Below are 25129 nucleotides of genomic sequence, written 5' to 3'. Positions count from 1 at the left end.
GCAAAAAAGACTTATTCCAACTATTGGGATAAGCCTTTTTTTATGGAAAAATATTATTCCACAATCAATTTTGTCGACATTTCCCCATGCCCTTCTCCGCATGGAATATTACATTTAACTGTATACTCTCCTGGCTCAAGTTTTGCTGTAGCTTTTCCTTCTCCATCTATTTTTACGTCAGTTCCATCGATGGTGATGCCGTGATAACCTTCTTCGTTTTTCAAACTGATTGTTACATCACCAGCCGGAACTGTATAAGATTCCTCCGCAAACTCCCAGTTCTTTGCTACTAATTCCACTTCATTACCAGAACTGGCCTCCCCTTTCGCTTCACTGCTATTATCCCCGCCACATGCTGCAAGTGTTAACAGGAGCATTGCGAACATTGCTGTAAACAGAAACTTTTTCATCGTCTTACCTCCTAAGACCCCTTATTTTTTTGACACCCTCATCTTACCTCGTTTTGCATTCTGTCCTGTTGATATAAATCACACCCATTTAAAAATTAAATTTTTTCTGGCAGAAAAACCTTGCTGTAACTGGCTTTTTCAGCAGACGGGAACCATTTGTGAAATTTCGTTCACAATTGGGAATTACACTGTGATTTTTTTCACTACCTGTATTTGCCATCCAAACTACAATTAAGGTGAACAAAACGACAAGGGGGATGTTCTTATGAAAGCAATGCATGATGGCAAACCGACGGAAGATCTGGAAATAGACAACAAAAAGTCTTTAAAAGGCACCCTGTTTTCAGTTGGAGTTGTGGGAGCAGTGATTATCGGCATGTGGGCAGGGGTCTTCTGGCTATACATGGCTAGATTATGAGAGGAGGAAAATGATATGCATCTACATCGGTACGAAAAAATCTGGTTAAGTTTTGGGATTTTCATGCTGTTAGGTTTCATGGGAATTGTCGGATATCAGACATTCGCGATGGGAATGGGGCCGCCGAGCCACAAGGAAACAATCGATCCGCAGAAAGTGGAAACCACCGCTCCATTCGATGAGCCGGGTGTCAAACAAATAGGTGACAATGAATATGAAGTAGTCATGATCCTTCAAGCATTCGGTTTCACTCCTGGCAACATTGAAGTCCCTGTTGGTGCAAAAGTGAATTTCACAATGACTTCCAAAGATGTCATCCACGGTTTTCAGGTTGCTGATACGAATATCAATACAATGGTTGTTCCGGGTCATATTCAAAAAATTTCCCACACATTTAATGAACCTGGTGAATATCTCGTCATCTGTAATGAATATTGCGGAGCCGGACACCAGGCGATGGCTACACGGATTATTGTGAAATAAGGGGGGAGACAGATCAAATGGAAGCTATATTGAAAGAAACACTTACCGAAAAATCAAAACGGGTTCTTGGAGTCAGCCCGCAAGATTCCCAATTAACGTTATCATATATTTCTGTTGCTTTTATTGCCTTATTCTTAGGGGGAGTGCTCGGACTTCTTCAAGGACTTGAACGCGCCGGTCTTCTGCAGCTGCCTCCATGGCTGAATTACTATCAAGTGTTGACTGCACATGGTATCCTGCTTGTCATTGTTTTGACCGCCTTCTTCACGATCGGTTACATGTATGCCGGCTTATCCCATACACTTGGGGGATTATTGCCGAAAGTGCGTAAGCTTGCCTGGATCGGTTTCGGACTGATGATGGTTGGAATTGCATTTGTTGTCACTACCGTGCTAATGAATGATGCATCTGTCCTGTATACCTTTTATCCTCCAATGGCCGCATCACCTTACTTTTATATCGGTTTAGTCTTCATCATGCTCGGTGTATGGCTCTGCTGCTTCGGAGCATTTATCAATTACGCTGCATGGAAAAAGAACAATATAAAGCAAGTGACACCACTGCTGGCATTCTTCGCGATGGGTGTTTTCGTACTCTGGTTCTTCGGAAGTCTCGGAGTTACAATCGAAGTTATCACGTTGATCCCATGGGCGTTCGGCTGGACTGAAACCGTCAACGTTATGCTGAGCCGGACATTATTTTGGAGCTTTGGCCACACCCTCGTGAACATCTGGTACCTGACAGCGATTTCTGCCTGGTATATCGCCGTTCCGAAAGTAATTGGGGGCCGCCTGTTCAGTGATACACTGACCAGACTCGTAGTCATATTATTGGTCATCACCAATATCCCTGGCGGTTTTCACCACCAGATCGTCGACCCGGGGATGTCTCAGGGATTGAAGTTCCTGCACGTATTCATGAGTCTATCCATCGCCTTCCCTTCTTTGATGACTGCCTTCGCCATGTTCGCCGTATTTGAGCGTACTGGCCGAAAGCTTGGCGGGAGAGGTCTCCTTGGCTGGTTCAGGAAATTGCCTTGGGGCGATGTACGCTTCCTGGCACCTATGATTGCCATGATTGCTTTCATTCCAGCGGGTGCCGGTGGTATCGTCAATACCAGCAACCAGTTGAACCAGGTTGTCCATAATACCCTTTGGGTCACCGGACACTTTCACTTAACAGTCGGTACATCTGTTATCCTTACCTTTTTCGGAATCAGCTATTGGCTTGTCCCGTTCCTTTCCGGGCGCCAGCTGACTGCAAAAATGAATAAACTGGGTGTGATTCAGACAATCATCTGGACAGCAGGAATGGCTGTGATGGCAGGTGCTATGCACATAGTCGGTCTGATGGGTGCACCAAGAAGAACATCCTATACCACATACGGAGAACACGAAATAGCATTAAGCTGGATTCCTTATGAGTTCTTATTAGGTATCGGCGGCACCCTGCTTATCATCGGTGTGGTCCTTCAGGTTTATGCCGTTTTCCATCTGATGTTCCGCGCGCCGGAAGGAAAAACCGAATTCCCGATTGCGGCACCAGAAGACGACGCACTTCCTACCCCATACTGGTTAGAAAACTGGAAGCTTTGGATCGTGCTCATGCTAGCCGTTGTCGTCATTGGATATGCAATACCGTTAGTAGACCTTATTGTTCATGCACCACCTGGCTCACCACCATTCAGAATATGGTAGTAAATAAAAGCTAAATGCGCCTTGGCCACCCCCGAAATGCTTAAGCAAAACCTCGCCGTGACGGTCTTTGTCACAGAGAGGATTAGCTTTAGACCACGAGGGGTAGGCGCTGGAGCTGGATGTTACAACTCGCATCACTCATCCGCTCGCAAATAAGTAAACTTTTCCATAAAAAGGTGCCAGTCACACCCATATTTTGGGTTAATGGCACCTTTTTCTTATTTTTTAAATTTCCCTTTTCACCTATTTAGCAAGCAAACGCTAGATGATAGTCTATTAGCTAGGACATCATAAGGAGGAGAGATATGAAAGATTATATTTTCACAAAAAAACCCCGCCTGATAATGGCACTGTCACTAATCCTATCATTAGCCACCCCTGTCATCGGACTCGCCCATGACAAAAGTGATATTCTGCTTGTCAATAAACAGCAATCCCTATCTGAAACATACTTCCCAGAGAACCTGATGATACCCGAGGTAGATTTTTCAGGAGACAAAGAAAAAATGCAGGCAAAAGCTGCAAACGCTTTAGAGGCAATGTTCAACCAGGCGGAACAGGACGGCGTGCAATTGTATGCCGCTTCAGGCTACCGATCTTATCACTATCAGGAAGATCTCTTCCAATATTGGGTAAATCAATATGGCGAACAGGAAGCCAACAGATTCAGTGCAAAACCTGGGGAAAGTGAACACCAGACCGGCCTGACCATGGATGTTACCAGCGCTGCTGTAGATTTCCAATTAGAGCAATCCTTTGGCGAAACAGAAGCAGGAAAATGGCTTGAACAACATGCTTCAGAATTCGGTTTCATCATCCGTTATCCCGAAGGAAAAGAAGCAGTTACCGGTTATACATACGAACCATGGCACTTACGTTATATCGGGACAGATCATGCAAGGAAAGTAGATTCATTACATGTCACACTGGAAACCTATTTATCAATTCCTGCAAGCAACCTGCATACAGTAGAAGCAGGCGATACACTGTATAGCCTGGCTAAAGATAACGGAACTACCGTCATAGTAATCAAAGCACTAAACCCAGGAATAAAAACGGACTACCTCCAAATCGGCGAGTCTATATTCCTGCCTGGTGCTTCCTCAACCCCCGAGCAGCCAAGCCTGGATTATAAAATCAAAGAAGGAGATACCTTTAACCAGATAGCGGCAAGCTTCGGAAGTGTTACTGTAGACGATTTGCGAGCAGCCAACCCCGAAGTCAATGCACATGAGTTAGAAATTGGAAAAATCATTAACGTACCGAAATAGGTAAGGCACTCCAATCTCTGGAGTGCCTTACCCCGTTTGTGTTAAGATAATTCCAAATGATATGGAGGTGGCAGGATGAAAATTGTGGTTTTAGGAGCAGGTGCAGTAGGGGCTTACTTTGGATCCCGTTGGGAGGAAGCAGGTCATGATGTGACTTATTTAGTTCGTGAACGCCGTGCTGCCCAGCTGCGGGAAATCGGGCTTCAAGTACATAGTACACAAGGTGATTATTCGAACGCTCACCCTAGTGTAATAGAGGACCCGGAAGAAATCGATCACGCAGATTTCGTCTTTTTATCTGTTAAAGGTTATCACCTTTACGGAACGATTGACCCGTTAAAAAAGCTTGTACAAAAAGGCGCTAAAGTGATGCCCGTATTAAACGGGATGGAACATATCAAAACCTTGCAAAAAGAACTCGGTGAAGAAGCTGTACTTGGCGGGCTCGCATTTATTATGGCAACGTTGGATGAGAATGGACATGTCGTACATTCCAGCCCCTTTCATGACCTCGTATTCGGACCAATGCATCCATCCCAGCAAGCATTGGTCGATGAACTTGGTATTGCGTGTGAACAAGCTAATATGTCCAGCAAACTAAGCACGAATATATTAGAAGAGCTATGGAAAAAATACATGTTTATTACCTCTTTTTCCGGAATCACTACAGCTGCGAATCTGCCTATCGGAGGCGTACGAAATCATCCGGAAACGTTGCATATTGCCCGGATGATTTTAGAAGAAATGAAAGAACTTGCGAACCATAACGGTGTGACGCTTACCTACAGGCATGTTGATAAAGCGTTCGAAAGCCTAGAAAATATTGATGATGAATCTACTTCATCCATGCATCAGGATCGGCGTAAAGGATTAACATTAGAAGTGGAACATTTGCATGGCGGAGCATTGCGTCTTGCTGAAGCAGTCAACCTTAAGCTCCCCTATTTGGAATCTATTTATGGGCTGATTAAGCCATACGAACGCGCTTAACCACTTTTAACGTTGGCAGGACTCCAGAAGTTGGAGTCCTGCCAACGTTTTTTTGTTATTCATGGTAAAATAGTATTATGTATCTACTATCCTCTAAATTAAAGGTCTGGGGCTAAAACTGATGGCTATTTTCCGAAATAAATCAAAAATCCAAATCACCTATGAAGTCGCAATGATCCTGCTTGCCACATTATCGGTAGCCACTATCTGGAACAAAACAGGCTATAACAGCCTGATCGTTTGGACTACATGGGCAGTTTTCTTCGTGGACTTTGTTTACCGTTTTTTAAAAAGCGAGAATAAATGGGATTTTATCAAGGCTAATCCTTTTATTGTCATTGCTGCCATCCCCCTGGATGCTGTGTTCCAATTTGCCCGCTTTGCAAGAATCCTCCACTTACTCAGACTTAAATCAATCACCAAATACTATACAATGCCTTTTATCAAATATTTAAAACGACAACACTTACTGGTTGTCACCGGCGTGACCTTTGTCGTCGTCTTTATCTCCATTATCCCTCTTTACCAGCTGGAATCCGAACTGGAAAGCTATTGGGAAGCCTTACTGAGCGCCTTGGTTGCTTTAACTTTTTTCGGCAGGACACCATTTGAACCCACTACCAGCATTGGCCATTTAATAGTGGTCCTGCTTACAATTTTCGGCGTTATCCTGCATGGCCTCATCATCAGTACCGCTGTTGATATCTTCTATCATACAAAATGGGTACAGACTATCGTAGCCAGGTTCAAAAAGTGAATAGCATGTTTAACTCTTCTATTTAAAAGGTATACCCTCAAATATAATCATTAAAATTGAGGTGACATATATGGCTGAACAGCCAAAGAATAATGAACACAAACCGGTCAACAGACAGAAGAAGGATCAGCCGAATAACCTGCCGGGTAATGACCCCAACATTTTAGATAAATTCCAGGATGAACAGCACACAGACCAGATTCCTGTTGATGACTTGAACAAAGAAATGAAAGAAGAAAAGAAAGGCAGGAAAACGAAAAACGACTCAGGTTCAGAAGGTAAATACAAACAAGATTATAAATAGTATGCAAGAACGGTACTTGGGAGTTTTATTTCAAGAATGACAGCAGAATAAAAACAGCTATTGACAATGGTTGCTTAAACCTGTATTATTGTTTCTTAGAGCTATTAATAGTTTTTTGAACGGAGAAGAAATGGAAATGTGATGCATGCAATATAAAGCCATCACAGATTTAGTGACAAACTGGCATTCTGCTATGTTTTTGAAAGACTTATTCACACTGGAACGGCTTCGGAGCCGTAAGGACGCTTGAGAGGTAGGGCTTGCGTTGTCTAAGTTAGAAAACTACCAAGACGGAATTTGAACCGCGGCAATATAACAAGAATCCACTATTCAGTGGGCGATATACTAGAACATTTCATAACGTTTAAAGCTCAAAGCGGGCCTGACAGAAGTCGGGTCCGCTTTTCCAATTCTATTAGGTTTTCGAATCGACGATTGTACCAGTTCCAGCAAGTTCCTTAAAAAGAATCTCATCATTAATATAAGCTTTTTTCATCGAAGGATTCCGCTTTTCCAGCAGGTTGATCTGCTCCTTCATATAATCAAACGGGGCCACGCCTTTCCGCTCATGATTGATGAATACTTCACAGCGGTTTTCTCCTAGGAGGAACAGTTTCACAAATCTTCCATTAATGATGCTTACATAGGATCCATCAATTAAGCGAATCATCTCATGACCTCCATTTTATATGAAATTTTCACCGTTCAACCTTCGGCGATTAATTCTGCCTGAACGATAAGCCTGTGCGTTGGATTTTTGATAGGATCGCAGGTGATCAACGTAATTATCGAAGCTTCCTGCGGCTGGCTCAGAACAGTAGTGTCACTCGGAGTAACACGGAATGTTTGCTTCACCCGGTAATGGTATGTAGTGGTACGGGTAGTAACGATAATTTCATTACCTTTTTCTACTTCGTCCAGCCGATTGAACAGCCTCCCGTGTGAATAACCCCTGTGGGCTGCCAGAGCAGCATTACCTACTTCTCCAATGTGCGCTGTCTGTGACATGTGCCCGACCGCATAATCCAAATTTTCTTTACTGGTACCTTCAAGAATCGGCATTCGTAAGGAGATGGAAGGAATCTTTAGTTCACCGATCAAATCACCGTTTTCAGGAGTTGAATGAGTGGAAGTATTACTATCAAAGTTGGTTGTCTGGCTGGATGCTGACTCCTTTACGCCGTCGGCTAATACGTCATTCAGTTTGGCAAAATCTTCGATCATTTCCGCTTCAGCGTTAATTCCTTTTTCTTCATGTAATTGTCGCAGCAAATCATCCTGGACATCCGTTACATATTTATTTTGAAAGAAGGGGAAGAGTACAAAACCGATACCAAAAATTATGATAATAGCTGCTACCCATTTCATATGTGTTCGGAATAGATCGTCTATTCCTCCCCTCCCTTATTAAATAAATATGTATGAAGAGGGATAGTAGTGGAGTAATGCCAGACGTATCACCACTACCCTCTTCTCCTCTTAAGGTGCTGTGAAGCGTACAATGCTGTACCAGTCGCAATAAGCAATCCACCGATCAGGTAGAACAATGTTGGTAATGATTCCCCTGTTTGAGGCAGTCCCCCAGAGAAAACTGGAATATCAATGCCGCTATTATTTGGAGGAGTTGCTGGGTCAGACGGGTTGGATGGGTTTGTTGGGTCAGATTTGTCAGCATCCTCACCCTTTGCAAAGAACTTAAAGATTACTTCTGTCATCAACCCTTGGTATTCATTCCCGAGTTCATATGGCATTTCTAATTTAAATGTAAGAGTTTCAGTACTTCCATTCGGTAAAAAACGAGGTTTTAATTCTTCAAAATCTTTTAAATTTCCGTGGAAAAGAACCATACCATCTTTTTTCACTGACAAGAGTAAAGAATTATAAAATTTCTTTGAGCCCGCTGAAAACTTACTGCTAAAAAGATAATTAAAATCCTTTAAGCCATCGTTCTTTATAATAAGGTTTCTTGTTATGGTATCTCCAGGTTTTAAATTATCTGTATTAAAAAGTACTTTTTGAGGGCTGGTGGCAATATCAATTTCATTCAACTCGCTATTACCTGACTCTGCAAATGGATGGGTAGGTACTATAATAAACATTACGAGAACTACAATCATGAAAATGTACCCCTTAATAATCCTCACAATCATCTCCTCCTATAAATTTGCAGCCCAACTTTGTCAGGACTTAGTAGGTTCCGAACTTTCTTCCTCTTTACGAGAAGGAGTTTCTATTGAAGAAATTACTTGCCAAATAGTAAAACCTGAATATCCTAGTAATAGTAAACCAGGGATTAATAACAGTAATGCACTTCCCGTTTTGGATTTTGCATACTCAATAAAGTAACCAACATAAGGCACTGTAAACCCGGTATATTGAGCGACCACATTCTCCGCCATGACAGGATTCAAATCTTCTGCGTCATTATTATCCCCTTTAGTTCTAAAGAGTGTTTGCCCCTCGTTACTGACTACCTCAGTTACTCTGTGTGTCACTAAGTAATCTTCTTCCTTATACGTGATAACATCACCCTTCTTTATCGTGTTTACATTATCCAAAGGTTCCACAGCTATAATTGATCCTGTTTTAATACCGGGTTCCATTGACCCAGAAAGGACTGTTTTTAGCTGATAACCCAATATGTTTGGTCCTTCAGGAGAAGCTTTGGAGGAAATGACCATAAATACCATAAACAAAAGCAATATCGCTAACAGAGTAGTGGCTATATAGTTCAGTGTTTTTTTAACAATTTTCATATTTTTCACTCCTCATTTTCTTTGGAATCCTCAGTTTTTTCTTCACTCTTCTGACTTAATGATTCATCTTGAGTATCACTTTTTGATTTTTTTGCTGCCTCATCTTTGGTACTCTCATTTGTATTTGGAGTTGGTGCTGATTTTTTCATTTGTTCGGTTGCTTTATCATCCGTATTCTTTTTTGTAGGATTATTATTGGCGTCTGTTTTTGTTGCTTCCTTCTCTTTTTCAGTTGGTTGTTCAGCTGGCATTTCAGCTTTTTCTTCTTTTACAGGTTGTTCATTGGTCTTTTTAGGTTCTTCTTTAGCTTTTTCTTCTTGTGAATCACTTTGATCTGGAGCTAATGTTTGTTTTTTCTCCGCTTTTTTACATAACACAGTAATTGTTTCACTCCATAAGTCATGTCTTTCATTCTCTTTATTTCCATGTCCTGGACGTTGAAGGGCGTGGAACTTGTAATTTCCAGGTTCTTTGGCGACGAATTGTAATTTTGTTGACTGATTAGCCTTGATTATCTCTATTTTGTTTTCACTGATTTTCTTCCCTTTTTTTGGATTACCTTTTTTGGCAAAGTAGACCTCATATTCAGTGGAACCCTTCATATCGCTTCCAACATTCGTAATAATTGTAGAAATTTCCAAAGGGCCACATTCCTGATTCATAACTGCTTCTATAGTTTTAGAATCGGCTTTTTCGAACTTTAGGGAACTTTTATCCCATAGTGGTTCTTCTACCCAGTGTCCCGCTTGAATCGTTGATGTTGTATTTGATCTGGAATGAAAAAAAGCTCCAGTATCTGACGTAGCTAACGATAAAATAACTGTTAGCAAATAAAGTATACTAACTAATTTAATTGGTATTGCCAGAGAGCGATTTTTTCTTCTAAACTTTTTTATTTTCCATAACAGCACTTCAACCACTCCCTCATCTCCGTTATGTAGTATGACTGAATATATTTCCTTAAGATTTAAATACTGTTAAAAGAAAAGGGAATATATCCAATAAATAAGGTACTGAGAAGCAGCAATCTGCTTCTCAGCTTTGGATCATTATCTTGCTTCGCCTGCTCCTTGTTTGCCTTCAAACGTCCATTTTAATTCTAAAGAATCCCCTTGGAATTGGTTTTGATCCTGACCGTTGTCTACAAATTCATATTGTACATAGAGTTTATCACTTGTTCCTGCAGCAAGGTTGCCTCCCCTTTCAGCAAACCAAGCTCCAAAAATATTTCCTTCTATAACATCAGGTGACATTGATTGTAATTCGTTCAAGGTAGTACTAAAAATTGGTACATCTAGTTTGTCAGCATTAATCAAAAAATTAACACGAATATGTTTACCGAAATCATCAACATTGTTTCCATTAGCATCTGTTACAGTGTAAGAAGTATCTAAATTAATACTAGCTATATCCAACGTTCCTCCATTTACCAAATCAAATGAACGGAGCATTGTATCCCCAGGCTTAAGGTTTTCCACATCTATAATTGTTGTTGGATCTGCACTTAAATCTAAAGTACCTGCAGCGAATGATCCAGATGCCTCCGCTGAATCACTGAAGTACGCGTAAGTTCCTCCACCAATTAAAGATAGCCCCATTGCCGCTGTCATTACACCCATACCCAGTTTCTTTTTAATACTCATGAATCGATTCCTCCTAAAATTTATTTTTTATATTGAACCCTTATGCGTTTAGGCATAAGAGGGACAAACAAATAATGTTTCTTAAGTTCGTAATGTTAGATGTTTTTGTTCTTTTTTAAGAACCTTACAAGTTGAGTATATGTCATAGTTCCTAGATTTAAAACCTTGAAAATAGACCGAAATTTCGATATAAAGAACATCACACGTTCTTTTTCTTTCATTATCAGCTGTTTCCTTATATTTTTACTTTTTTAAGAACTAATAATTCTATATAAAGAACAACAAAACACTACCATACCAAGGGTTCCAGGCTTTGTAAGCAAAATCCACGTAAAAAAAGATCAAGTTATCTATCGACAACTTGACCTTTATCCTTCAAATAACGCTATGATTTTTATTCGTGTACAGTTTTCACTCTTCCTACTTGTCCATCTTCAAGGCGGACTTTTATCCCATGTGGGTGCTGTGGGGACTTAGTAAGGATGTCTTTGACGATTCCCCTGGTTGCTTTTCCTGTGCGCTGATCTTTTTTCAAAACAATATCGACTTCTGCTCCTGGGTGGATGTCTTTCCGCTCTTGGCCGCTTTTGCTCATCTATTTTCACAAACCCTTCTAGTTTTTTCTCATTATCTATTGTGACTATAATTACTCACGGCTGCAAGTCCCTTTATGGGAATGCCAATTTACGGAAATATCCAACTAACCGTTTTACCGATTTTACGAACGGGAACAAAAATAATACTACCTATTTTCAGGAAAGGATGTTCAGATGATGAAGGAGCTCCATTCTCGACCTGAATATAAAGAAAGCTGGACTATGCCACGCATCAATTCAAAAGCGCCTGACTTTGAGGCAAATACCACACATGGAACTTTGCGACTGAGGGATTATGAGGGGCAATGGCTTGTCTTATTTTCCCATCCGGCCGACTTCACCCCCGTATGTACGACTGAGTTAGTGAGTTTCCAAAAAATTTACCATGAACTTCGAAGAATGAACACGGAACTGCTGGGATTAAGTATTGACAGTGTGCACGCGCACATTGCCTGGATAAAAAATATCGAAGAAAACTTTGATGTAGATATCGAGTTTCCTGTTATAGCCGATTTAAACAAAGATGTCGCTATGAAATATGGGATGATAATGCCTGAGGAAAGTACTACGGAGACCTGCCGTGCTGTATTTATTATTGATGACAAAGGAAAAATCCGCTCCATTATTTATTACCCGCTTACCACTGGCAGAAACATGGAAGAAATTGTTAGAACGGTCCATGCGTTGCAAACCACTGATAAACACGGTGTTGCTACACCTGCCAACTGGCAGGAAGGTGATAAAGTCATCGTCCCACCATCCACCACTATGAAGGATGTAAAAGCCCGGGATAAAGAAGAAGGGGTCGAATGTGTAGACTGGTACTTATGTAAGAAAGATTTATAAATTTTACAAGCCGACCTTGTCAGGTCGGCTTTGATTCCAACATCTGGTTCTCCTGGGGAAAAGTAGTTTGTACCCCGGGAGAACCAGAAAATTCCATCATTTATCGTCTTCTGGTGAGGTAATATAGGAACCATACAGCATGGTTTTGTTCGTCTGCGGATGCCCTGCGGAACACTTGCTGAATGTAAGGATCGCTTGCCTGATCGGCGATATCTAAATAAAAGTCAGCGGTTTCCTGTTCATCCTTGAAGGCTGCTTCCAATCCTCTTCGATAAGTTCCTGGACATTCTTCAATTTGCTGCGGATCCGGCTTGGATCCTGTTAAACTGGTGTAAATTCTGCTAAATTGCCGTAAATGCTTTTGTTCGTCCCGTCTGATTTCTCGGATTTGTCTTTTTTCCTCATCCGTAGGTGCCTGTTCAATCAATTTTGCATAACATTGAACAGCAGTGTACTCCCCGTTAATCGCCTGCGTAATACTTTGAAGCAGCTGCTGTTGATTTTGCCGGTCTGCCTGTGGGTATTGGTATTGATAATTTTGATAATTTTGATAATAGGGATAATAATACGGATAATACATCGCAAACCCCTCCCTTTTTATGCCTATTCATATTTATATGGCAGGCCCCCATCAAACATGTCTTTGTAAAGGTTTTACAATTTTTTCTTAAGGGTACATATTTGGATACTTTCCATAAAGAAAGGAGTCCGAAATGAGTACAACTTTCCAAGCATTTCGAGTCAATCAATCCGGGGAAGATTTTTCCGCAGGAGTGTCCGAACAAACGTTAGAAAACCTTCCTGAAGGTGATGTTCTGATACGAGTACGTTACTCCAGCGTTAATTTCAAGGATGCCATGGCTAGTGTGAAGAACAGCAAAATTGTGGAGGGTTATCCGGTGACCCCCGGCATCGACCTAGCCGGTGAGGTAGTGGAATCCGATTCGGAGCATTTTCGTGAAGGGGATAAAGTGATCGCCACAAGCTATGAGATAGGTGTCTCTCACGATGGCGGCTATGGAGAATATGCGCGTATTCCATCGCAATGGATTGTCGAACTCCCAGATGGTATGACACTGGAGGAATCAATGGTATTCGGTACGGCCGGTTTTACTGCAGCATTGTCCGTTCATCGTTTAGAAGAAGCAGGCATTCGTCCGGAAGACGGCAGTATTCTTGTTACAGGTGCAACTGGAGGTGTCGGCAGCATGGCAATTTCCATGTTAGCTAAGCTTGGTTATAAGGTTGTCGCCAGTACGGGGAAAGACAGCGAACATGATTACCTAAAAGAACTTGGTGCCCAAGAAGTCATTACCCGTGAGGATGTGTACGATGGAAAAATTAAGCCATTGGATAAACAACGTTGGGCAGGTACTGTCGATCCGGTAGGCGGGGAAAACCTCGCTGCCATTTTAAGCAAACTTAAGTATGGGGGTGCGGCAGCTGTAAGCGGACTGACGGGTGGAACAGACGTCCCCGCCACCGTTTTTCCTTTCATTTTACGAGGAATCAGCCTGCTAGGTGTTGACTCCGTCAATTGCCCGATGACGATAAGACGGCAAATTTGGAACCGACTTGCTTCGGATTTAAAGCCAAAGAACGCACTGGATAAAATGAAGCATGAAATCACGCTAGACGAATTGCCTGATGCCTTCAACACGCTTCTTGAAGGACAAGCAAGAGGCAGAACAATCGTAAAAATATAGAAAGTAAAAAGGAACGCCGGCTAAGCACGGCGTTCCTTTACTTTCCTCATCCTTTCCTCTCACCTACTATCAAGTAAGGCCCCTCTGAGTAGAGAGACCTTCCAAAGCCTAGCTATTATAGGTATATTCATCCTGCACATCACCGTTTTTCTTATGAATGACTGCCTTTGTTCCTTTGTTTTCGGCTACTTCCTTGGCACGGTCGATGGCATCTTGTTTATTTTCAAAAACTTTATCCGGTTTTTTTGCACCTTTCGCCTGGACAGCCCAACCATCATCATGAGCTACAACGTGTTCTCCGCGGTCAAGCAACTCAGGACGATTTTCATATTGTTCGTCCTCTTCATCCCGCTCTTTTAAATCTTTATTAGATGTATCCTTCATTTCTTCGCGCTCTTTGTTACTTGCATTTTCGTACCATTCTTTTGCCTGGCTGGTTGCAATTGGTATGGCGCGATTTTCGTCGTAACCCTCATCAAGCATAGCATTTGCAATATCAATTGCTTTATTCCGCGTCGCTTCGTTCAGGTTTTTTAATGAACTTGGATAATCCTTTTTGTCCCAAGGCATTTTACATACACCTCCACATAAAATTTTTCTTGTCACTTATTTTCCGCATTAAACAGGAACGTAAACATCCATGGTGGAATTACCCCAAAATCTGGGTTGTCTGTCACCGATATACACCACGTTTACCATCATAATTTCTTCCCTGAAAAACAATACTACTTGTTGTACCACTTTGAAAAAAGGAGTGTATCGAATGGGAATTTTAAGCGGCGACCCTAAGGAACAGCCACTCCATTACGGAGAGATCCACGGAATGTGGTCGTATTTGGCAGTATTGCAGGGGAATTACGCAAAGTACCAAACTTTTTCCAATCATACCGGGGACAAAGATTTAACAAATGTCCTGGAAGATATGATGCAAGGGATTAAACAGGAAAGGGAAAGTATCGAGAAAATGCTTAAAGTGAATGGTATTGCATTGCCACCATCCCCTCCTGAACGTTCCAATGCGACTTTAGAGGAAATCCCTGTTGGAGCACGTTTTAACGATCCAGAGATCAGTGCTCAGATTTCTGCAGATAATTCAATCGGCCTGGTTGCATGCAGCCAGGTAATCGGCCAGGCAGTACGTGAGGATATTGCTATGCTATTCGGGCAGTTCCACATGAACAAAGCCCAGATGGGTGCAAGACTGCTTCGCTTGAACAAAGAAAAAGGCTGGTTGATCCCACCTCCAATGCATACGCATATCCCTGAACCAGTCTAACAATCAGGTGCCAGTCACTCCATTTGTGGGTGTTCCTGGCCCACCTGTACATAATCACTACTTATCCAGACACTTTCACAATTTCAGGTCAGGCACACTATTTCATGAAATGCCTGTTCCCTATTGCGTTTGTGTTTATTTTCCTGTATCTTTGTAGTTAAAATATTTTGAATACGCACAATTCTTATGAAGAGAAGCTGAGGGATCTGGTCCGTTGAAGCTTCAGCAACCTGCCGTATGACGGTGAGGTGCTACGTCCAGCAAGCGCTTGACCCGCTTGGAAAATAAGAAGGAGTGGCTTGGTATACCTATCAGCTCTTCTTCTGGAGAGCTGGTTTTTTATTTGGACTAAAAAGGAGTCATGAACAATGGGGAAATATCATTTGGATACATCTTTAGCGCAAACCGGTAACAGAAGTGAATCAGTAACAGGCACAGTCAATCCGCCTGTTTATTTCTCTACCGCCTACCGTCATGCAGGTATCGGGCAATCCACTGGGTTTGATTATACACGCACTGGCAACCCGACGAGAAAAATCCTGGAGCAATCCATCGCCGATCTGGAAGGTGGAACAGCAGGATTTGCCTTTAGTTCAGGTATGGCGGCCATTCAGGCTACATTCGCCATTTTCAATCCAGGGGATGAATTCATAGTCACTCAGGATGTCTATGGGGGCTCCTACCGGATTTTTGAAAATCATTTCAAAAAATTCGGTCTTCATTTTCACTATGTAAATAGTACGGACACAGAGGATTTCAAGGAAAAAATTTCTGAAAATACGAAAGGGATTTTTATTGAAACACCTACTAACCCTTTGATGACTCAACTGGATATTGACGCATTCAGCAGACTTGCCAAAGCATACGGACTTCTCCTGATTGTAGATAACACTTTTTTTACCCCTTATATACAGCGTCCACTTGAACAAGGGGCTGATATCGTACTGCATAGCGGGACAAAGTACCTTGGCGGTCATAACGATGTCCTTGCAGGCCTTGTCGTAGCGAAGGATGAGAAAATTGGTGAGGAGATTGGCCTGGAACAAAACTCAACTGGAGCAGTCCTATCCCCATTTGATAGTTGGCTGATGATGAGGGGGATGAAGACACTTGGCCTCCGGATGAAGCAGCATGAGCAAAACGCCAGGGCGGTGGTAGCCTTTCTAAAGGAAAATCCATATGTGAAGGATGTCCTCTATCCTGGCAGGGGTGGAATGATTTCCTTTCGTGTTCAGGAAGAGGAAGCCGTCCCCCGTTTATTAGAGCAAATCGAATTGATTACTTTTGCTGAAAGCCTCGGAGGAGTGGAAACCTTTATCACTTATCCCGCGACACAAACCCACTACGATATACCAGAAGATATCAGATCAAGTTATGGAGTTTGTAATAGGCTACTACGCATGTCAGTCGGAATAGAAAATGACCTTGATATCATAAATGATTTGGAACAAGCGCTGGCTGCCTCTCACCAGGAGACTCAACTCCCCTACTAGGCGTTTGACGTGACTGAACTCGCTTTCGTGACATATGCTGAGATATAAATCACGTAAAGGGAGAAGGATGCAAGTGAATCCATACTATATCTATGGGACCTATTATCCGCCATATCCTGCACCATCAGGGCAGGTATCAGCAGTACCTTATGAAAACTATTATGAGTACAATCAATCAGAAGCCAATATTGACCGCCAGCCACCTCAGCTTGAAAGAAGAGTCACAGCACTCGAACGGCAGAATGAACAGCAGGAGCGAGAAATTAACCGGCTCGAGAGGGAATTGAACCGGCAGAACCGTGATATTACACGTTTGAATAGTGTGGTCAACCAACTACGGCAAACGGAAGAACGACATACAAGGCGACTAAACCGTTTAAATCAGCGGCTTCGTACGGTTGAAAATCGTTTGAATATCCCTTTTTCCGCTACAGAAGGCGGATTTTAATAAATCCCGGTCATCTATGTGATGGCCGGGATTTATTATTGTCACCAGATAAACAGGGCAAGGACCGTTGATACCAGCAGACCGGCCATTACCAGAAGGAAGTTTTTCCGTACCAATTCCATGACGGGTACTCCGCAGAATCCTGCAACAGCCACAAGGGATGACCAGGCAATGACGGTCCCCCCGCCTACCCAGACAGATCCCATCTGCCCGATTGCTGCAAGTGTCGCAGGATCAATACCACCAGATGCAAGCGCTCCAGATAACGCTCCCGTTAATGGCAAGCCTGAAAAACCTGAGCCGTCAAGACCTGTAATCATACCAATGATCAAAATACCAAAGGCAGACAGTACCGCATTTTCCGGTATAACATTCTGCCCCGCCTGAACAAGGTCAAATAAAAATGCTGGACTAGCCTTGTCTCCAAGCGACAGTATACTGGCAGAAAAGTCCCCGCTTCCCAGAAAGAAAAAGCCTGCGATTGGTATCACTGGTCCCATTGCCTTGAATGCGAATACAAACCCGTCGGTAATATGGTCCGAGATTCGGTCCAATGCTTTACTTTTACCGAAAGCCATGGTTGAGAAGGCAAGAAGTAATACGGCAACACCGCCTATAAACGCTGCGCCGTCTCCTCCTTCAAATCCGCCCATTCGACCGCTGCTGACCTTGGTATAGGTCATATAAATGATTACAATCAGCATGGATAATGGTACAAGAATGGCAAATGCTTTACTCCACCGTGGATGAGAATTCCTTGCTGAAGCCGAGGAGCCGCCTTTCCCACCAGGTAAATTATTCATTTCCTTCTCATTAAGCGGATCATTCGGCTTACGGATTTGTTTTCTGATGGAAAGATAAGCGAGTGTAATCGCGACCGCACCCGTAATCAAGGACAAAACCAAGGCTTTATCCGCTACTGCAGCTGTTTCTATACCAGCAGATTTAGCACTGAGCATCGGTGCTATTTGCATAACGTAATCCGAAGACAATGCCATTCCCTGACCAGCGAGAGCTACCACCATCGCTGCTCCCATTATTGGCAGACCAGCACGGACTGCAGCCGGGACCAGCAATGCACAAATCAACGGCACGGCTGGCGTCGGCCAAAAAAACAGGGAAATGATGAACGTAATGATAATCAGCATTACAAATGCAATATGCCCATTTGTCATTACTTTTTGTATCGGAGCAATCATTTGTCGATCAGCTCCCAAATCCTTCAGGGAATGAAGCAAAGCCACCATGAAGGTGATAATCAAAAATATACTGAATAATTCTTTTGCAGCGGTCAGGTTCGCGTTAAAAACAGAAGTGAACCCACCGACAAGACTGCCATTGTATACCCATGCCACCAGAAAAGTCCCAAGTAAAGTCGGGAGCACAACGCCTTTTCTGAAGATCATGGTAACAATAACGGCAAATGTCACAATCGCATAAATCCAATGAGCTGCTGTTAATGCCATCTTGATGTCTCCTTTTTGAGCACATAGCTCGCGTTTGGATTTATCCTATGAACGAATGCCCATGCTTGTGTGGGCCAATTCCTTAATTGCTTCCAGGCACAAAAAAAAGAACGCCCTTTTTGCTGGGCGTCATGGTACTCATTCTATTTTTCCTTCTTCTCTAAGTATCTTTTCAAAAACATTTACTAATTCGGGATCGAAGTGAGTTCCCGCAAGTCTTTTTATTTCATCCATAGCGTACTGCGCAGAAAAAGCCTTACGATAGGTCCGATCCTCAGTCATCGCGTCGAAAGTATCACATATGGCAATAATTTTAGAAGGCAGGAGGATGTCATGTTCTTTGATGCCTGATGGATAACCAGACCCATCCAGCCGTTCGTGATGCTGTTCAATGACTTTAGCAATATTTTCATAGTTCGTGTTCTTAACCATGTCAGCTCCATCTTCCGGATGCTTCTTAATAACGTTAAACTCTTCCTTTGTCAGCTTACTTGGTTTGTTCAATATCTCGCTTGGTATTTTGTATTTTCCGATATCATGCAATTCAGCTGCAAGGTACAGTTCTTCCAGCTGACTTTTTGGCAATTTCAATTCTTTTGCTACTTTGACCGAATAATTTGCTACTCTTTCACTATGCATAAACGTATAACGGTCTTTCTTCTCAACATTTACGATAATATCTCTTAGTGCTTTTATATCCTTGCTGATGTAATGAAACGTCGGTTCCGTAATTACCCAGAGGTATGTCACTTCATCTTCAGCCACAAAATGGACGGGCTCTTTTATTCCTTGTCCGGAAAAATAATCGTTCGGACCTAAGGTTACCTTTTCACCTTCGATCTCACCTTTCATTTTCCCATTCAATATATAAAAGAATTCCATCGTGTGATTGTTATCACTTGGATACAAGTAAAATAGTTTACCTTTAAAAACTGTCTGTAATATTATTTCTACCCCGTCACCACGACCCAAAAGGCTAATACTCGTGGATTCACTAGTAACTTTTTCAAGAAATGAACCATCTTTCATTATTCTTAAACCTTCCACGGGCATTCTCCTTTCCGGGACAAATTCAGGGCAACAAGGCAATTAGCTTCCTACAACCCTGATAGGGTCGATCCATACTTGCCTGTCAGCAATATCGACCAGTATCCATTCACATTGAGCGTAAACCCCCAGCTTTTCAGCTTCAGCAATGGTATCCTGAGTCATTTGCAGTGTCGTTTCATAAAGAATATTGATGATAACGTCCAATTCGCTGTTATATTGTTCTGTGCGTTGTGCTGCCATTGTTTCATCTGCGATGGTTTCCATGTCTTCTAAATAATCCTGCTGCAGTTCATTTGCAACGTCTTGAGCTATTTCAATCATTTCTGCGATTTCAGCGTTGGTTTCTTCGATCATCTGGTAAGCTTTTTCAGTGTCTTCGACTTCGGAAGCGAAGACATTGGGGCCGAATGCCAGCGCCATAATGAACGACAATAAGAGAACGCTTATACTTTTTTTCAACATACTGGTTAACCTCCTGGTTAATAGCTGGATTTTTTATTGCTTGTGCTAGGCGTAGATGAATGGATTCACACTTACTTTATATATCGGCGAACTTCCTGACAAATCAATAAAATCCGCATAAAAAAGATGGTCTTACCTCAACTTTTGCTGGCATAATAGACTTCTTCATAAGGCTGAACAATTACGAATCCATCTCCGCTGAATTTCATTTGTATCGATTCCCCGCTGCCCCGCCCGAAAAATGTTTTCATCGTAATATCTGTCTGGAATTCCGGCTGGAGATGCCCAGACCAGGCAACCGTGGCATTTGGATCCGTTATAACAGGCTTATCCGGTGTAACCAGTAATGTTAACGGTTCATAATGAGAGGTAATGGCTACTTTTCCACGTCCCTGCAAGGTAATATTGAACAGGCCGCCTGACATCATTCCGGCAACTTTTCTCATCAGCTTGATGTCCCAATCAATACCTGGTTCGAATGCCAGAAGGTCATTCCCATTTACCGTTATCGCCTCATTATTCAAATCAAAAATGGTGATCTTCTTCCCCTGATCGGCAAGATAGAGTCTTCCATTCCCTTTCGCTTTCATTAAGGAACTGCCTTCGCTCGTAAAAGCTTTCTTAAGCATTTTCCCTACCCCGTGCTCCAGTATGCCTTCCCGCTCAAATTTAATCTGGCCGTCATAGGAGATCATGGAGCCCGTTTTTGCCCAGACATCACCAGCAAGGTTCACTTCCAGCATGCGGGGAGTTTCCAATTCAAAATACTCATTTTCCGATTCATCCTGTCTGGTCTGATTTATAAATTCATCAAGTGAATATTTGCCCACTAACATCACACTCCTCTTCCTTGATAATACCAAATAAGGTTGGTAAATGGTGTAAATATTTTCAGAAAAACTTGTCTTTTCACCAAGTCCTTATGGCGAAAGCCTTTTATCCATTAACAAGTTTAATCTTTCATAAAAGTGCCAAAAAAAAATCGTGTGAATGGCTCACACGATTCCACAGGATACGGTTTTGTTTTTCTGCAAATATTTCTGGTGATATTCTTCTGCCTCATAAAAATTGATCGTTTCTCTTACTTCGGTTGCGATTGGATTCTTAAAAACACCTTTTTGGTTCCACTCCAGAACCTTGGAGATTGCCGCTTTATGTTGAGAATCATCATTATAAAAAATAATAGAACGATATTGGGAGCCAATGTCCTCTCCCTGCCGGTTTCTGCTTGTCGGGTCATGGCATTCAAAGAAAGCATCGACCAGCTGCTCGTAACTGATTACGTTTGGATTGAATTCTACCTTCACTGTTTCTGCGTGTCCGGTCTGCCCGGTTTTCACTACTTCATAACTAGGGTTCTCGATAATACCTCCAGCGTAACCGACTCTTGTTGCGGTTACTCCCTTCACATTTTCAAACCAGGCTTCTACACCCCAAAAACATCCTGCTGCAAATAGTGCTGTTGACATCACTCATCGCTTCCTTTCCACTCACGTAACTTCTTTCGCAAGAGATTGACGAGCCTTTATACGTAAAAAGGACCCCTCTCTTATCCAAGAAAGGGATCCGTACGTTTATGCATACGTCCTCTCATCTATCAGGAAATCAATCCTGCAGGAATTGGCACCGTTTCGAATCAAAGGATCCGATGGTTGCCGGGCATCAAAGGGCCAGTCCCTCCGCCTCTCTGGATAAGAAGTTATCGATTTGTTTTTAAATTTGTAATTCCTATCATACATATTTTTCAAAAGGATGTAAAGAGATAAAATCATATTTTTCAAAGAATAGTTCCAGTGACTTTTCCACAACCTAAACAAAGGCAATTATTCATCTACAGCTTAGGAGGTTTCCATATGGATTGGGTTGCAATTTTGCCATTCGCAGCGGTTATTGCCGCCGCAATCTGGACTAAACAAGTTATACCTAGTTTATTATTTGCAGTTGTTGTTGCCGGGTACTTAGTGGAGCCGGATTGGCTGGGCGGAATGACCACCTCCCTTGAATTCATCATACAGGGGTTACAGGACGCAAATAACCTGAAAATTATTATCTTCCTGTATGCTTTTTCAGCTTTGATCGGTCTCATCAAAATGGCTGGTGGAATTAAAGGGTTTGTAGAAGCAGCGACCAAAAAAGTCGATGACAAACGAGGCGCTTTTTTATTGACCTGGTTATCTTCACTTGGCACATTTGCAGCTCCAAGCTTCCGAATCGTCACGATTGCTCCTGTAATGAAAGCGATGAGAAAAAACCTCCCTATGACTAAGCAGGAACTGGGGTTTGTAATTGAAACAACCGCTTCCCCCCTTGTCGTGATGATACCTGTGGCTACGGCCTTCGTAGGCTACATGAGCTCTGTGGTCGAGTTATCCCTTCACCAGACGGGACTCGAAGGAGATCCTTACATGCTTTATCTTCAAAGCATTCCCTACAACTTTTTTGCGATTGCGATGCTCCTGCTCGGCTTTTATTTAAGCTTTTTCCATCGTTCCAAAAAATCTGCAACAGATGCAGAGGATACATCCAACGAGACAAAAAAAGATGATGATCAATGGGAAGACTGTCACCCTGCCGTCGCCAAGGATCTTCCTTCTCAGCCCTGGACGTTGATTATCCCTCTTTTTGTGGTCATCGGTTTAACTTTTTTCCTAATGTATATGCTCGGCAGGAAGAAAAATGAAGAAGGTTTGCAAGCGCTGATAAATGCGAATGTTCTTGATGCAATGGTTATCGCAGTTGTGGTGACTTTAATTGGTCTTGTAGTTTTTTTGAAATTCGCAGGACAGCCGCTGAGGAAAATGATGAACAGCTTGATTTATGGTGGAAATGAAATCATGGGCATCATTCTTCTTCTTGCAATGGTATGGGGACTGAGTAAAGGATCAGAGGCTCTTGGTTTTGCAGAAACCATATCCAATTCCTTCGACTGGATACCTCCGAGTTATGTCGCTGTGGTTTTGTTCGTGCTTGGCTGCGGGTTATCTTATTTTATCGGATCAGCATGGGGGACATGGGGAATATTAATGCCTGTAGGTATTTCGATTGCAGCAGTGGCGGGCAGTGATCTGCCAATCGTCATTGGAGCTGTTTTTGCGAGCGGAACTTTCGGAGCATTTGCTTCCCCACTTAGTGATGACACCAATACAACGGCCGGTATCTTGAAGTTGAACCCAGTCAAATATTCCCGTTTCAAATTAAAGCCTGCTTTGATTGCTGCCGGTGTAGCAACAGTTGGGTATTTTGCACTGACCTTTTTTATGTAAGCTATAACCAGGAAAAAAGACATAGTAAATATCCTCAAGATTCCTGTGCCCAGGGAAGCCAAAGGTGATGGCTAATATGTGACCTTAAACTGGGGGCTTGCCCCATTAGGACTCTTAGAAATATAAAACCACGAAGAAGCTGATTTTTCTTTGTGGTTTTTGATTGTAAAAAAAGAAGGTTTTTGCATTGTTAATCGCTAAGTTGGGCAAGGAAACATGGAACTCCTACGGGAGAGGCAAGGCTGATGAGGGATTGCAAGGCAAAGTACCAGGAGACTTGTGGTACTCCCCGCGGCAAGCGATTTGTGAAAATCAACCATAAACTTTAACATTTCGATTATAATGGATCTTTTTAGTGGTTTTTATTTTTTCCCAGCACACTTTTCAAGTATCAACAATACAGAAAAGGCTGCCCCAATTAGTCTATTACAGACTTATAGGACAGCCCCGTTTTTCATTTGATAGTATCTTCTATACATGAAATTTTTGAAAGATATTTTTTTCAGGTATGTGATATACGTTGCGGCCGAGGAGATGGTTTACAATAACTTTATTACGATGTATCGCAAGCCCAAGGTTAGTCGAACCTACTCCGTGTGTATGAGAAATACCGCTGTGGACGTAAATTTGGTTACGTTGATCCACTGTTTTCAGCCGGTAATCCCCTTCGACTTTATAACGGCCTTTATCATCCCATTCAATCATATCTGCAAGGCTTTCAACAAAGTCAGGGACAAGCGGTTGATAGCCTGTTGCCGTTATGACTATTTCACTGTCATGGGTGAAGGTCTCATCCGTCTCTACGTGCCTGCATGTAATCCGGTAATCCCCTTCCGGATTTTGTTCTATGCCTTTCACTTCAGATAATACCTGAAGTCCGACGTTCAACTCTTCCTCACCAACAGAGTATTCGTATAGAAGATTATATATATCGGTTACAGTATGGTTGCTGATACCTTTATAATATAGCCCTTGAGTCGGGAAAATTTCGTCCTTTTTTTCTTGTGGCAGCTGGTAAAAATAATTTACATAATCAGGGGAAAAGTGCTCAAGACTCAATTTGGATTCTTCCATGGAATCGAATCCAGAAGATCGTGTAATCCAATCAAGACGATAGCCGTGCTCCCTTTGCTCTTTCAGTAACTCGCGGAAAGCTTCCGCAGCACTTTGGCCGGAGCCAACAACGGTTATGGACTCTGCTTTTCTGCATCTATCCTGGTATCTTAAAAATTCTGCTGTGTGGAAAACGTCTTCTTCCGGTAAACCCTGAAACGATTTCGGCATAGCAGGAACGCTTCCTGTTCCGAGGATTACGTTCTTTGCATGATAAACCTTTGTTTCATTATTTTCTAAATCACGTACTTCCACTTCAAAATATGATTCTCCATCCTCAATTCTACGCAAGTCAGTAACACGGTGTCCGAACCTGCAGCTTTCCAGCTGTCGGGAGACCCACTGACAATAATCGTTGTATTCCCTCCTGGGAATATCCAGTCTTTGCAGAAAATAGAACTGGTACATTCTTTCATGTTCATGGATATAATTCAAAAAGCTATATTTACTAGTTGGATCCGCCATTGTGACGAGGTCTGCCAGAAACGGGACCTGCAGCTTTGTACCTTCAATCAGCATGCCTGGATGCCATTCGAATTTACCTTTTTGTTCAAAAAATAAAGGATTGGCCTCCGGCTGGTCATCCAGTAATGCTGCCAAGCTCAAATTGAATGGGCCAATTCCGACACCGATCAAGTCATACATACTATCTTGTCGCAAATTGTTCACTTCCCCTGTCTG

General features: G+C 42.4%; 29 protein-coding genes and 2 riboswitches. Of the genes, 13 read left to right on the top strand and 16 right to left on the bottom strand.

Annotated elements, in window-relative coordinates:
• Nucleotides 1-53: 53 nt before the first annotated feature.
• Nucleotides 54-410 (bottom strand): cupredoxin domain-containing protein, encoded by a 357-nt coding sequence (locus JOC33_RS12685; protein ID WP_205092887.1) that lies wholly within the window; start codon nucleotides 408-410, stop codon nucleotides 54-56.
• A 265-nt stretch (nucleotides 411-675) separates the two neighbouring features.
• On the opposite strand from JOC33_RS12685, the gene JOC33_RS12680 reads away from it, so the two are divergent.
• The 7 genes from JOC33_RS12680 to JOC33_RS12650 all read left to right on the top strand — a co-directional run bounded on the left by JOC33_RS12680 (nucleotide 676) and on the right by JOC33_RS12650 (nucleotide 6330).
• A complete protein-coding gene (locus JOC33_RS12680; protein WP_239534172.1) occupies nucleotides 676-828 on the top strand; it encodes a cytochrome c oxidase subunit 2A in 153 nt (50 codons plus the stop codon).
• A 15-nt stretch (nucleotides 829-843) separates the two neighbouring features.
• The gene (locus JOC33_RS12675; RefSeq protein WP_205092886.1) at nucleotides 844-1311 is read left to right on the top strand and encodes a cytochrome c oxidase subunit II; all 468 of its coding nucleotides are present in this window, start codon (nucleotides 844-846) and stop codon (nucleotides 1309-1311) included.
• A gap of 17 nt (nucleotides 1312-1328) precedes the next feature.
• Complete coding sequence (locus tag JOC33_RS12670; RefSeq protein ID WP_205092885.1) at nucleotides 1329-3008, top strand: cbb3-type cytochrome c oxidase subunit I; 1680 nt, start codon at nucleotides 1329-1331, stop codon at nucleotides 3006-3008.
• Between the two features lie 305 nt (nucleotides 3009-3313).
• Nucleotides 3314-4279 (top strand): D-alanyl-D-alanine carboxypeptidase family protein, encoded by a 966-nt coding sequence (locus JOC33_RS12665; RefSeq protein WP_205092884.1) that lies wholly within the window; start codon nucleotides 3314-3316, stop codon nucleotides 4277-4279.
• A 75-nt stretch (nucleotides 4280-4354) separates the two neighbouring features.
• A complete protein-coding gene (locus tag JOC33_RS12660; protein ID WP_205092883.1) occupies nucleotides 4355-5269 on the top strand; it encodes a ketopantoate reductase family protein in 915 nt (304 codons plus the stop codon).
• A 121-nt stretch (nucleotides 5270-5390) separates the two neighbouring features.
• Nucleotides 5391-6026, top strand: coding sequence for a hypothetical protein (locus tag JOC33_RS12655; RefSeq protein WP_205092882.1), 636 nt, complete (start codon nucleotides 5391-5393; stop codon nucleotides 6024-6026).
• A gap of 70 nt (nucleotides 6027-6096) precedes the next feature.
• Nucleotides 6097-6330 (top strand): hypothetical protein, encoded by a 234-nt coding sequence (locus JOC33_RS12650; protein WP_205092881.1) that lies wholly within the window; start codon nucleotides 6097-6099, stop codon nucleotides 6328-6330.
• 415 nt (nucleotides 6331-6745) lie between these two features.
• Here the strand turns inward: JOC33_RS12650 and JOC33_RS12645 are convergent, their stop codons facing one another.
• The 7 genes from JOC33_RS12645 to JOC33_RS12615 form a co-directional block, all read right to left on the bottom strand.
• Nucleotides 6746-7000 (bottom strand): hypothetical protein, encoded by a 255-nt coding sequence (locus JOC33_RS12645; RefSeq protein ID WP_205092880.1) that lies wholly within the window; start codon nucleotides 6998-7000, stop codon nucleotides 6746-6748.
• 35 nt (nucleotides 7001-7035) lie between these two features.
• Nucleotides 7036-7602, bottom strand: coding sequence for a class D sortase (locus JOC33_RS12640; RefSeq protein ID WP_205092879.1), 567 nt, complete (start codon nucleotides 7600-7602; stop codon nucleotides 7036-7038).
• A 191-nt stretch (nucleotides 7603-7793) separates the two neighbouring features.
• The gene (locus JOC33_RS12635; RefSeq protein ID WP_205092878.1) at nucleotides 7794-8447 is read right to left on the bottom strand and encodes a TasA family protein; all 654 of its coding nucleotides are present in this window, start codon (nucleotides 8445-8447) and stop codon (nucleotides 7794-7796) included.
• 63 nt (nucleotides 8448-8510) lie between these two features.
• Entirely contained in the window at nucleotides 8511-9086 is a 576-nt protein-coding gene (gene sipW, locus JOC33_RS12630) for a signal peptidase I SipW (RefSeq protein ID WP_205092877.1), read from the bottom strand.
• A 5-nt stretch (nucleotides 9087-9091) separates the two neighbouring features.
• Nucleotides 9092-10006 carry an amyloid fiber anchoring/assembly protein TapA gene (tapA, locus tag JOC33_RS12625; protein ID WP_205092876.1) on the bottom strand — a complete coding sequence of 305 codons (915 nt, stop codon included), beginning with the start codon at nucleotides 10004-10006 and terminating at the stop codon, nucleotides 9092-9094.
• A 129-nt stretch (nucleotides 10007-10135) separates the two neighbouring features.
• Nucleotides 10136-10729 carry a CalY family protein gene (locus JOC33_RS12620; RefSeq protein ID WP_205092875.1) on the bottom strand — a complete coding sequence of 198 codons (594 nt, stop codon included), beginning with the start codon at nucleotides 10727-10729 and terminating at the stop codon, nucleotides 10136-10138.
• A 394-nt stretch (nucleotides 10730-11123) separates the two neighbouring features.
• A complete protein-coding gene (locus JOC33_RS12615; RefSeq protein WP_205092874.1) occupies nucleotides 11124-11324 on the bottom strand; it encodes a YwbE family protein in 201 nt (66 codons plus the stop codon).
• Between the two features lie 175 nt (nucleotides 11325-11499).
• On the opposite strand from JOC33_RS12615, the gene JOC33_RS12610 reads away from it, so the two are divergent.
• Nucleotides 11500-12171: a peroxiredoxin gene (locus JOC33_RS12610; protein ID WP_205092873.1), complete on the top strand. Its 672-nt coding sequence runs from the start codon at nucleotides 11500-11502 to the stop codon at nucleotides 12169-12171.
• Between the two features lie 100 nt (nucleotides 12172-12271).
• Here JOC33_RS12610 and JOC33_RS12605 read toward each other — a convergent pair whose 3' ends face one another.
• Nucleotides 12272-12751 carry a ferritin-like domain-containing protein gene (locus tag JOC33_RS12605; protein ID WP_205092872.1) on the bottom strand — a complete coding sequence of 160 codons (480 nt, stop codon included), beginning with the start codon at nucleotides 12749-12751 and terminating at the stop codon, nucleotides 12272-12274.
• A gap of 133 nt (nucleotides 12752-12884) precedes the next feature.
• Between JOC33_RS12605 and JOC33_RS12600 the strand changes: the two genes are divergently transcribed.
• Nucleotides 12885-13877: an NADPH:quinone oxidoreductase family protein gene (locus JOC33_RS12600; protein ID WP_205092871.1), complete on the top strand. Its 993-nt coding sequence runs from the start codon at nucleotides 12885-12887 to the stop codon at nucleotides 13875-13877.
• 108 nt (nucleotides 13878-13985) lie between these two features.
• On the opposite strand, the gene JOC33_RS12595 is transcribed toward JOC33_RS12600, so the two are convergent.
• A complete protein-coding gene (locus tag JOC33_RS12595; RefSeq protein ID WP_205092870.1) occupies nucleotides 13986-14447 on the bottom strand; it encodes a DUF2188 domain-containing protein in 462 nt (153 codons plus the stop codon).
• A gap of 193 nt (nucleotides 14448-14640) precedes the next feature.
• On the opposite strand from JOC33_RS12595, the gene JOC33_RS12590 reads away from it, so the two are divergent.
• From JOC33_RS12590 to JOC33_RS12580, 3 genes are all read left to right on the top strand, one after another.
• Nucleotides 14641-15153 carry a DUF3231 family protein gene (locus tag JOC33_RS12590; RefSeq protein ID WP_205092869.1) on the top strand — a complete coding sequence of 171 codons (513 nt, stop codon included), beginning with the start codon at nucleotides 14641-14643 and terminating at the stop codon, nucleotides 15151-15153.
• A gap of 181 nt (nucleotides 15154-15334) precedes the next feature.
• A riboswitch (SAM riboswitch) is annotated at nucleotides 15335-15444 on the top strand.
• A 77-nt stretch (nucleotides 15445-15521) separates the two neighbouring features.
• Nucleotides 15522-16646: a methionine biosynthesis PLP-dependent protein gene (locus JOC33_RS12585; protein ID WP_205092868.1), complete on the top strand. Its 1125-nt coding sequence runs from the start codon at nucleotides 15522-15524 to the stop codon at nucleotides 16644-16646.
• Nucleotides 16647-16719: 73 nt separating this feature from the next.
• Nucleotides 16720-17094 carry a hypothetical protein gene (locus tag JOC33_RS12580; RefSeq protein WP_420825709.1) on the top strand — a complete coding sequence of 125 codons (375 nt, stop codon included), beginning with the start codon at nucleotides 16720-16722 and terminating at the stop codon, nucleotides 17092-17094.
• 41 nt (nucleotides 17095-17135) lie between these two features.
• Here the strand turns inward: JOC33_RS12580 and JOC33_RS12575 are convergent, their stop codons facing one another.
• From JOC33_RS12575 to msrA, 5 genes are all read right to left on the bottom strand, one after another.
• Nucleotides 17136-18560 (bottom strand): hypothetical protein, encoded by a 1425-nt coding sequence (locus JOC33_RS12575; RefSeq protein WP_205092867.1) that lies wholly within the window; start codon nucleotides 18558-18560, stop codon nucleotides 17136-17138.
• A 138-nt stretch (nucleotides 18561-18698) separates the two neighbouring features.
• Entirely contained in the window at nucleotides 18699-19607 is a 909-nt protein-coding gene (locus JOC33_RS12570) for an HD domain-containing phosphohydrolase (RefSeq protein WP_205092866.1), read from the bottom strand.
• A gap of 42 nt (nucleotides 19608-19649) precedes the next feature.
• Complete coding sequence (locus JOC33_RS12565) at nucleotides 19650-20072, bottom strand: hypothetical protein (RefSeq protein WP_205092865.1); 423 nt, start codon at nucleotides 20070-20072, stop codon at nucleotides 19650-19652.
• 137 nt (nucleotides 20073-20209) lie between these two features.
• Nucleotides 20210-20902: an AIM24 family protein gene (locus JOC33_RS12560; RefSeq protein ID WP_205093089.1), complete on the bottom strand. Its 693-nt coding sequence runs from the start codon at nucleotides 20900-20902 to the stop codon at nucleotides 20210-20212.
• A 165-nt stretch (nucleotides 20903-21067) separates the two neighbouring features.
• Nucleotides 21068-21541 carry a peptide-methionine (S)-S-oxide reductase MsrA gene (gene msrA / locus JOC33_RS12555; protein ID WP_205092864.1) on the bottom strand — a complete coding sequence of 158 codons (474 nt, stop codon included), beginning with the start codon at nucleotides 21539-21541 and terminating at the stop codon, nucleotides 21068-21070.
• A gap of 118 nt (nucleotides 21542-21659) precedes the next feature.
• Nucleotides 21660-21770, bottom strand: a riboswitch (SAM riboswitch).
• A 155-nt stretch (nucleotides 21771-21925) separates the two neighbouring features.
• Between msrA and JOC33_RS12550 the strand changes: the two genes are divergently transcribed.
• On the top strand, nucleotides 21926-23335 hold the full coding sequence (locus JOC33_RS12550) for a Na+/H+ antiporter NhaC family protein (RefSeq protein ID WP_205092863.1): 1410 nt from the start codon (nucleotides 21926-21928) through the stop codon (nucleotides 23333-23335).
• A 471-nt stretch (nucleotides 23336-23806) separates the two neighbouring features.
• Here JOC33_RS12550 and JOC33_RS12545 read toward each other — a convergent pair whose 3' ends face one another.
• The gene (locus tag JOC33_RS12545) at nucleotides 23807-25093 is read right to left on the bottom strand and encodes a lysine N(6)-hydroxylase/L-ornithine N(5)-oxygenase family protein (RefSeq protein ID WP_205093088.1); all 1287 of its coding nucleotides are present in this window, start codon (nucleotides 25091-25093) and stop codon (nucleotides 23807-23809) included.
• Between the last annotated feature and the right edge of the window lie 36 nt (nucleotides 25094-25129).

Origin of the sequence: Thalassobacillus pellis (assembly GCF_016908295.1) — a bacterium.
Taxonomy (GTDB): Bacteria; Bacillota; Bacilli; order Bacillales; family Halobacillaceae; genus Thalassobacillus; species Thalassobacillus pellis.
Note: the sequence above shows the minus strand (reverse complement) of the source record. Positions and strands in the feature narration are given on the sequence as shown.